The 6,119-nt window shown below is 66.1% G+C and carries 7 protein-coding genes and 1 pseudogene; 7 read left to right on the plus strand and 1 reads right to left on the minus strand.

Annotated elements, in window-relative coordinates; translation table 11 throughout:
• Nucleotides 1–11 precede the first annotated feature (11 nt).
• From FEZ61_RS19055 to FEZ61_RS19085, 7 genes are all read left to right on the plus strand, one after another.
• Complete coding sequence (locus FEZ61_RS19055) at nt 12–275, plus strand: PepSY domain-containing protein (RefSeq protein ID WP_007160186.1); 264 nt, start codon at nt 12–14, stop codon at nt 273–275.
• A gap of 118 nt (nt 276–393) precedes the next feature.
• Nucleotides 394–1,233 (plus strand): STAS domain-containing protein, encoded by an 840-nt coding sequence (locus tag FEZ61_RS19060; protein ID WP_017641530.1) that lies wholly within the window; start codon nt 394–396, stop codon nt 1,231–1,233.
• Nucleotides 1,234–1,245: 12 nt separating this feature from the next.
• Nucleotides 1,246–1,668 (plus strand): STAS domain-containing protein, encoded by a 423-nt coding sequence (locus tag FEZ61_RS19065; RefSeq protein WP_236712155.1) that lies wholly within the window; start codon nt 1,246–1,248, stop codon nt 1,666–1,668.
• A gap of 4 nt (nt 1,669–1,672) precedes the next feature.
• Nucleotides 1,673–2,026, plus strand: a complete 354-nt coding sequence (locus FEZ61_RS19070; protein ID WP_017641528.1) for an ATP-binding protein — start codon at nt 1,673–1,675, stop codon at nt 2,024–2,026.
• On the plus strand, nt 2,023–3,003 hold the full coding sequence (locus FEZ61_RS19075; RefSeq protein WP_017641527.1) for a SpoIIE family protein phosphatase: 981 nt from the start codon (nt 2,023–2,025) through the stop codon (nt 3,001–3,003). The genes FEZ61_RS19070 and FEZ61_RS19075 overlap by 4 nt, the downstream gene beginning before the upstream one ends.
• Nucleotides 2,996–4,753: an ATP-binding protein gene (locus FEZ61_RS19080; RefSeq protein WP_173150011.1), complete on the plus strand. Its 1,758-nt coding sequence runs from the start codon at nt 2,996–2,998 to the stop codon at nt 4,751–4,753. Before FEZ61_RS19075 ends, FEZ61_RS19080 begins: the two co-directional genes overlap by 8 nt.
• Nucleotides 4,746–5,858 (plus strand): response regulator, encoded by a 1,113-nt coding sequence (locus tag FEZ61_RS19085; RefSeq protein ID WP_173150013.1) that lies wholly within the window; start codon nt 4,746–4,748, stop codon nt 5,856–5,858. The genes FEZ61_RS19080 and FEZ61_RS19085 overlap by 8 nt, the downstream gene beginning before the upstream one ends.
• Nucleotides 5,859–5,916: 58 nt before the next feature.
• On the opposite strand, the pseudogene FEZ61_RS19090 reads toward FEZ61_RS19085, so the two are convergent.
• Nucleotides 5,917–6,119, minus strand: a pseudogene (locus tag FEZ61_RS19090) (IS110 family transposase); the annotation flags it as partial.

Below are 6,119 nucleotides of genomic sequence, written 5' to 3' on the forward strand. Positions count from 1 at the left end.
GAGGTCTCGCGATGAAATCCAAGCTGCTCGCTTCCCTGTTTGCCTGTTCCGTCCTGGCCAGCACCGCGGCCCTGGCCGACCAGCCCGGCGCCGACTGGATGCCCATGAACGACGTCAAGTCCAAGCTCATGGAGCAGGGCTACACCTCGATCACCAAGATCGAAGCCGATGACGGTCAGTGGGAAGGCGAAGGCATGAAGAAAGATGGTATGAAGTATGACTTCCATGCCGACGCCAAGACCGGCAAGATCACCAAGGAAAAGATGGACATGTGATCTCTCGGGGACCTGGCCGTAGCGCCGGGTCCCCATTCGCGCCTGCCATCTCTTTCCCACACCCTCTTCGTCCGGTCGGCCCTTCCTGAGCCGCCCTCTTCGTCACCTAGGAACCCCCATGTACAGTACCGCTTTGGTCGAGCTGCTGCGCACCCACGAGCGGGCGCTGCTCGACGCCTGGATCGGCGCCCAGCGCGCGGCCGGCATGCGCATCGACCTGCTCGACGAAACCACCATCCTGGCCAACTCCGCCGAGCTGTTGCGGCGCATCACCGTGGCCGCCGCCCAGGGCCTGGGGGATCTGCGCGAGCCGCACTGGCAGCCGGTGCGCGCGCTGCTGGAGCGGTTTTCCTTCGACCAGAGTCGTGCCGGCCTGACGCCGTCGCAGACGGCGACCTTCGTCTTCTCGCTCAAGGAGCCGCTGTTCACCCTGATCCAGAACGAATGCGACGATCCCCTCGCCGAAATCTGGGCCGCCACCCGGCTGATCGACGACCTCGGTCTGTACAGCATGGAAAGCTATGTGAACGGTCGCGAGACGGTGATCCGCGAGCAGCAGGAAAGCATGCTGGAACTGTCCACCCCGGTGGTGGAACTGTGGGACGGCATCCTGGCCATCCCGCTGATCGGCGCGCTGGACAGCAACCGCACCCAGGTGGTGATGGAGTCGCTGCTGGAAAAGATCGTCCAGACCGAATCGGACCTCGCCATCATCGACATCACCGGCGTGCCCACGGTGGACACCATGGTCGCCCAGCACCTGCTCAAGACGGTGACCGCCGCCCGGCTGATGGGCGCCCAGTGCATCATCAGCGGCATCCGCCCGCAGATCGCCGCCACCATCGTCCATCTGGGCGTGGACCTGGGCGATGTGATCACCAAGGCGTCGCTGGCCGATGCCTTCCGCCTGGCCTTGCGCCAGCAGGGCGTGCGCCTGGCCGCCCCCGCCAAGGGCTAGGAGCGCGCCATGATCGACCGGATTCCGATTCTCAAGCTCGGCCCCTTCCTGCTGCTGAGCATCCAGGTGGACATGCACGACCAGCTGGCGCTGGACCTGCAGGAAGACCTCACCGAGAAGATCGTCCGCCACAAGGCCAAGGGCGTGCTCATCGACATCTCGGCCCTGGAAATCGTCGACTCCTTCATTGGCCGGATGCTGTCCCACATCGCCCAGGTCTCGCGCATCCTCGATGCCAAGGTGATCGTGGTCGGCATGCAGCCGGCGGTGGCCATCACCCTGGTGGAACTGGGGCTGTCGCTGGAGGGCATCGCCACGGCGCTGAACATGGAAAAGGGCATGCGCCGGCTGGAAGCCATGGTCGCCGCGGACGAATCGCTGGAGGAGTCAGAGGGTGGCGAAGACACAGACGCTTCCACTCCGCCAGGAGACTGACATCGTGCTGATCCGTCAGCAGGTGCGCAAGGTCGCCGAAGCCATCCGCCTGGGCCTGATCTCCCAGACCAAGATCGTCACCGCGGCCAGCGAGATTGCGCGCAACGGCCTGGTCTACGGACTGGGCGGCGAATGCCTGATCGAGGAGACACTGCGCGCCGGCAAGCCGGCGATCCGCCTGGTGATCCGTGACCAGGGTCCGGGCATCGCCGACCTCGACCGCGCCATGGTCGACGGCTACACCTCGGGCAAGGGCCTGGGTCTGGGGCTCTCCGGTTCGCGGCGGCTGGTGGACGACTTCCACATCGAGAGTCAGCCCGGCCAGGGCACCACCGTCGAGCTCTGGAAGTGGCGATGAACGACCAGCCGTGCAGCCTGGTGCTGCCGGTGACCACCACGGTCCATGTAGATGCCGCCCGGCGCGCCCTGGTCCGCCTGGCCGGCACCGTCACCACCGATGAAACCCTGCTCGGGCGCCTGACCATCGTCGCCCAGGAGCTGGGCTACAACCTGGTTCGGCATGCCGGACATGGCGAACTCCTGGCCACCCTGAGCGGCGAAGGCGTGCTCGATGTCCTGGCGGTGGATCGCGGCCCGGGCATGCACGACGTCGCCCGCTGCCTGAGCGATCACTACAGCACGGCCGCGACGCTGGGTGCCGGCCTGGGGGCGATCCGCCGGCAGGCCGATGTGTTCGACATCCATTCGCGACCCGGTCAGGGCACCGTGGTGCTGGCCCGCTTTCATCTGGCGGGCACGCCCAGCAGCCGGCTGCAGCATGGCGCCCTGTGCACGCCGCATCCCGAGGAAGAGGTCTGCGGCGACACCTGGGCGGTCAGCGGGCGCCGCCTGCTGGTCTGCGATGGCCTGGGACACGGCCGGCAAGCCGCCACGGCCAGTCGCCGGGCGCGAGAATTGTTCCTGCGCCATGGCGCGCACCTGCCGCTGCAGCGACTGATGGAGAACCTGCACCAGGCGCTGATGGACACCCGTGGCGCCGCCCTGGCCCTGGCCGAGCTGGACCCCGATCAGGGCCAGGTGAGCTTTTGCGGCATCGGCAACATCGCCGGGCGCCTGCTCGGCAACACCTCGCGCAGCCTGGTGTCCAACAATGGCACCCTGGGCTACCGGATCGGACGGATCCAGACCTATACCTACCCCTGGACACCCGGCACCCTGCTGGTGCTGAACTCCGATGGACTGACGTCCAAGGTAGGCCTGGGCGAGCACTCCGGGCTCGGGGCGCGCCATCCGGCGCTGATCGCCGCCCTTCTGCATCGCGACTTCCGGCGCTCCGCCGACGATGCCACCGTTTTGGTACTCAAGCATGTCTGACGTCTTGCCCCTGCTGACCCTCGCCCTGCGCAGCGAGCAGGACATCGTGCATTGCCGCCAGGCCGCCAAGCGCCTGGCCGCGGCTCTGGAATGGCCGGTGCTGGAGCAGATCCGTCTGGCCACCGCGGTCTCCGAACTGGCGCGCAACATCCATCAGTACGCCGGCAGCGGGCATTTCGACTTCGCCCTGCTGCGAGATGACGGCCAGCGCCTGCGCGGCCTGGAGGTGCGTGCGGTCGACCAGGGCCCGGGTATCGCCGAGATGGACGCCATCCGCGCGGGCAGCTATCGCTCCAACACCGGCATGGGTATCGGCCTGCGCGGCGCCCAGCGGCTGTTCGACGACTTCGACATCCAGACCTCCCCCGCCGGCACCTGCATCACCGCCCGCAAGTACCAGGCGCCACGGCCCTTTCCCCACGCTGACCTGCTCCAGGCGCTGACGGCCGACCTGCAAGGCAGTCCGCCACCGGATCCCTATCAGCAGATCCGCCTGCAGAGCGAAGAACTGCTGCTGACCAACACCGAACTGCAACTGCGCCAGTCGGAACTGGAGGTCACCAACAAGGAACTGGAAAACACCAATCAGGGGGTGGTGGCGCTCTATTCCGAACTGGAAAAGGCCACCCAGGAACTCAAGGAGGCCAGCGAGGCGAAGACGCGCTTCTTCTCCAACATGACCCATGAATTCCGCACCCCGATCAACATCATCGAGAACGTCGCCAAGCTGCTCGCCAGCGGCGTGGACGGGGCGCTCAATGCCGAACAGCAGCGCCAGGTGCGCTTCATCAGCGATGCGGCGCTGGAACTGGCCAATCTGGTCAGCGAGCTGCTGGCCCTGGCCGAGGTGCAGTCCGGTCGCCTGACCATCGTGCCCCAGCCCTTCCCGCTGGGGCCCTTCGTCGACCGCCTGGAACAGTTCGCCGCCGCCCTGGCGCCGCGCTATCCCCAGGTCAGTTTCAGCGTCGCCCCGCCGCCCGCCGAGGTGCTGCTGGATACCGATGAGAGCCGGCTGTTCCAGGTGCTGCGCAATCTGATCTCCAACGCCTTCAAGTACACCCCTCGGGGCCAGGTGCGTATCCAGGTGTTCCAGCCGGACGACGCCAGCCTGGAATTCCTGGTGGAAGACAGCGGCATCGGCATCGCCGCCGCGGATCAGCAGAAGATCTTCGAGGAATTCGAGCGGATCCGCTCGCCGCACCTGACCCATATCGAAGGCACCGGCCTGGGTCTGCCCCTGGCGCAGCGCCTGGCCGTGCTGCTGCGCGGCGAGCTGTCCCTGGACAGCGAGGTCGGCCGCGGCAGTCGCTTCACCCTGCGCCTGCCGCGCCACTACGCCAGTCACCGCGCTGCCGAACCGGAACCCGATCTCAGCGGCCTCACCGTGCTGGTGATCGAAGACAACGAAGGGGATCGCTATCTGGTCCGTCGTACCCTCGAACGGCTCAATCCCGTGCTGCTGGAGGCCGACAGCGCCCGCAGCAGCCTGGATCGGCTCAATGCGGTACGCCCGGACATCATCATCCTCGACCTCGACCTGCCCGACATCAACGGTGAGGATCTGCTCGCCAGCATGGACTGGAGCATGCACCGACGGGTGCTGATCAACACCGCCCAGCCCCTGGACGAGGCGGGTCGCCAACGCCTGCAGGACTACTGCCACGCCATCCTATTCAAGCACGCCCCCGATCACGCCGAGCGGCTGCTGGCCGAGGTCTGTGCGCTGGCGCGGAGCCTGTCCGATGACTAGTGCCCAGCGCCGTATCGTCATCATCGATGACACCGAGGCCAATCGCTATGTGCTGCGCAAGATCCTCGGCAGCCAGACCCACTACGAAGTGCTGGAAGCGGCCAGCGGAGCCGCTGGCCTGGCGCTGATCGACGAATCCGTCGAACTGGTGATCATCGACGTCAATCTACCGGACACCACCGGCTTCGAGCTGATCCAGGCCATCGAGCACAGGTGCGGTTGGGGTCGGCTGCCGGCCATCATCAACATCTCGGCCACCTTCGTCTCCGGCAAGGACAAGGCCCAGGGCTTCAACACCGGGGCCCAGGCCTACCTGACCCACCCGATCAATCCGGAAGAGGTGCTGGCCACCGTCGGCGCCCTGCTCAAGGCCAGCTCCCGGGTCGGGCACATGGAGCAGCAGCGCAATTCGGCCATCGCCCGCAGCGAGAACCTGCAGGCGGAAAAGGTCATGCTGGAACGCTTCATGAGATCGCTCAACCACGACCTGCGCTCGCCGCTGACGGCCGCCACCATGGTGGTCAACCTGATGCAGCGCAGCCCGGCGCGACGCACCGACGATCTGCTGCAGACCTTGCACGACAACCTGCAGCGCATGAACCAGATGATCACCGACGTGCTGGACATCAGCCACATGAGCCTGGGCGGCGGTGTCCGTCTCAGCGGCGATCCGCTGGTGCTGGGTCCGCTGCTGAACGACGCCGCGGCCAATCTACGGCTGCAATTCGGCAATCACCTCGAGCTGCAACTGGAGAACCCGGAGCTGGAGGTGCTGTGGGACAGATACGCCTTCCTGCGCATCTTCGACAACCTGGTGCTCAACGCCGCCAAGCATGGCGACACGGGAACGCCGATCCAGGTGCGGCAATGGCTGGCTGGCGATCAGGTCATGCTGGAGCTGCGCAACCTGGGGCAGTTTCCCGACGAGGTCCTGGCCAACCTGGCCACGCCCTATTTCATCTCCACCCGCAGCGACAAGCGCGGCTGGGGCCTGGGACTGCCCATCGTCAAGGCGCTCAGCGAAAGCTTTGGTGGCGAGGCGCGCTTCGCCAATGGCGCGGGCGAGGTGATCATCACCCTGCACCTGCCGCTGCGCCTGGCCTAGCGCAGCGCCTAGGGACCGGATGTAGATACCATCTCTCCCATCAATCACAACAGGTCCTCTAAAGGGCCTGTCGTGGTTGATAAGGTCGCTGCGTCTTGAGCACGCCATAGGCGATCTGCAGCAGTTTGCGCATGGCAGCGCCCAAGGCGCTCATTCGGGCTTTGCCGCGTGCCAGTAGTCGTTCATACAGCGCTTTCACGTCGGGGTTGCGCTCTTTGGCGACTATGGCGCCCATGTACAGCTTGGCTCTGATAAGTGGGG

This window comes from Pseudomonas sp. MS15a(2019) (assembly GCF_013277805.1).
Classification (GTDB): Bacteria; Pseudomonadota; Gammaproteobacteria; order Pseudomonadales; family Pseudomonadaceae; genus Chryseomonas; species Chryseomonas benzopyrenica.

Bases quoted from the DNA above. Each gene is read 5' to 3' on its own strand.
- FEZ61_RS19055 (WP_007160186.1), top strand. From the start codon at position 12: ATGAAATCCAAGCTGCTCGCTTCCCTGTTTGCCTGTTCCGTCCTGGCC.
- FEZ61_RS19080 (WP_173150011.1), top strand. From the start codon at position 2,996: ATGTCTGACGTCTTGCCCCTGCTGACCCTCGCCCTGCGCAGCGAGCAG.
- FEZ61_RS19085 (WP_173150013.1), top strand. From the start codon at position 4,746: ATGACTAGTGCCCAGCGCCGTATCGTCATCATCGATGACACCGAGGCC.
- FEZ61_RS19075 (WP_017641527.1), top strand. From the start codon at position 2,023: ATGAACGACCAGCCGTGCAGCCTGGTGCTGCCGGTGACCACCACGGTC.
- FEZ61_RS19060 (WP_017641530.1), top strand. From the start codon at position 394: ATGTACAGTACCGCTTTGGTCGAGCTGCTGCGCACCCACGAGCGGGCG.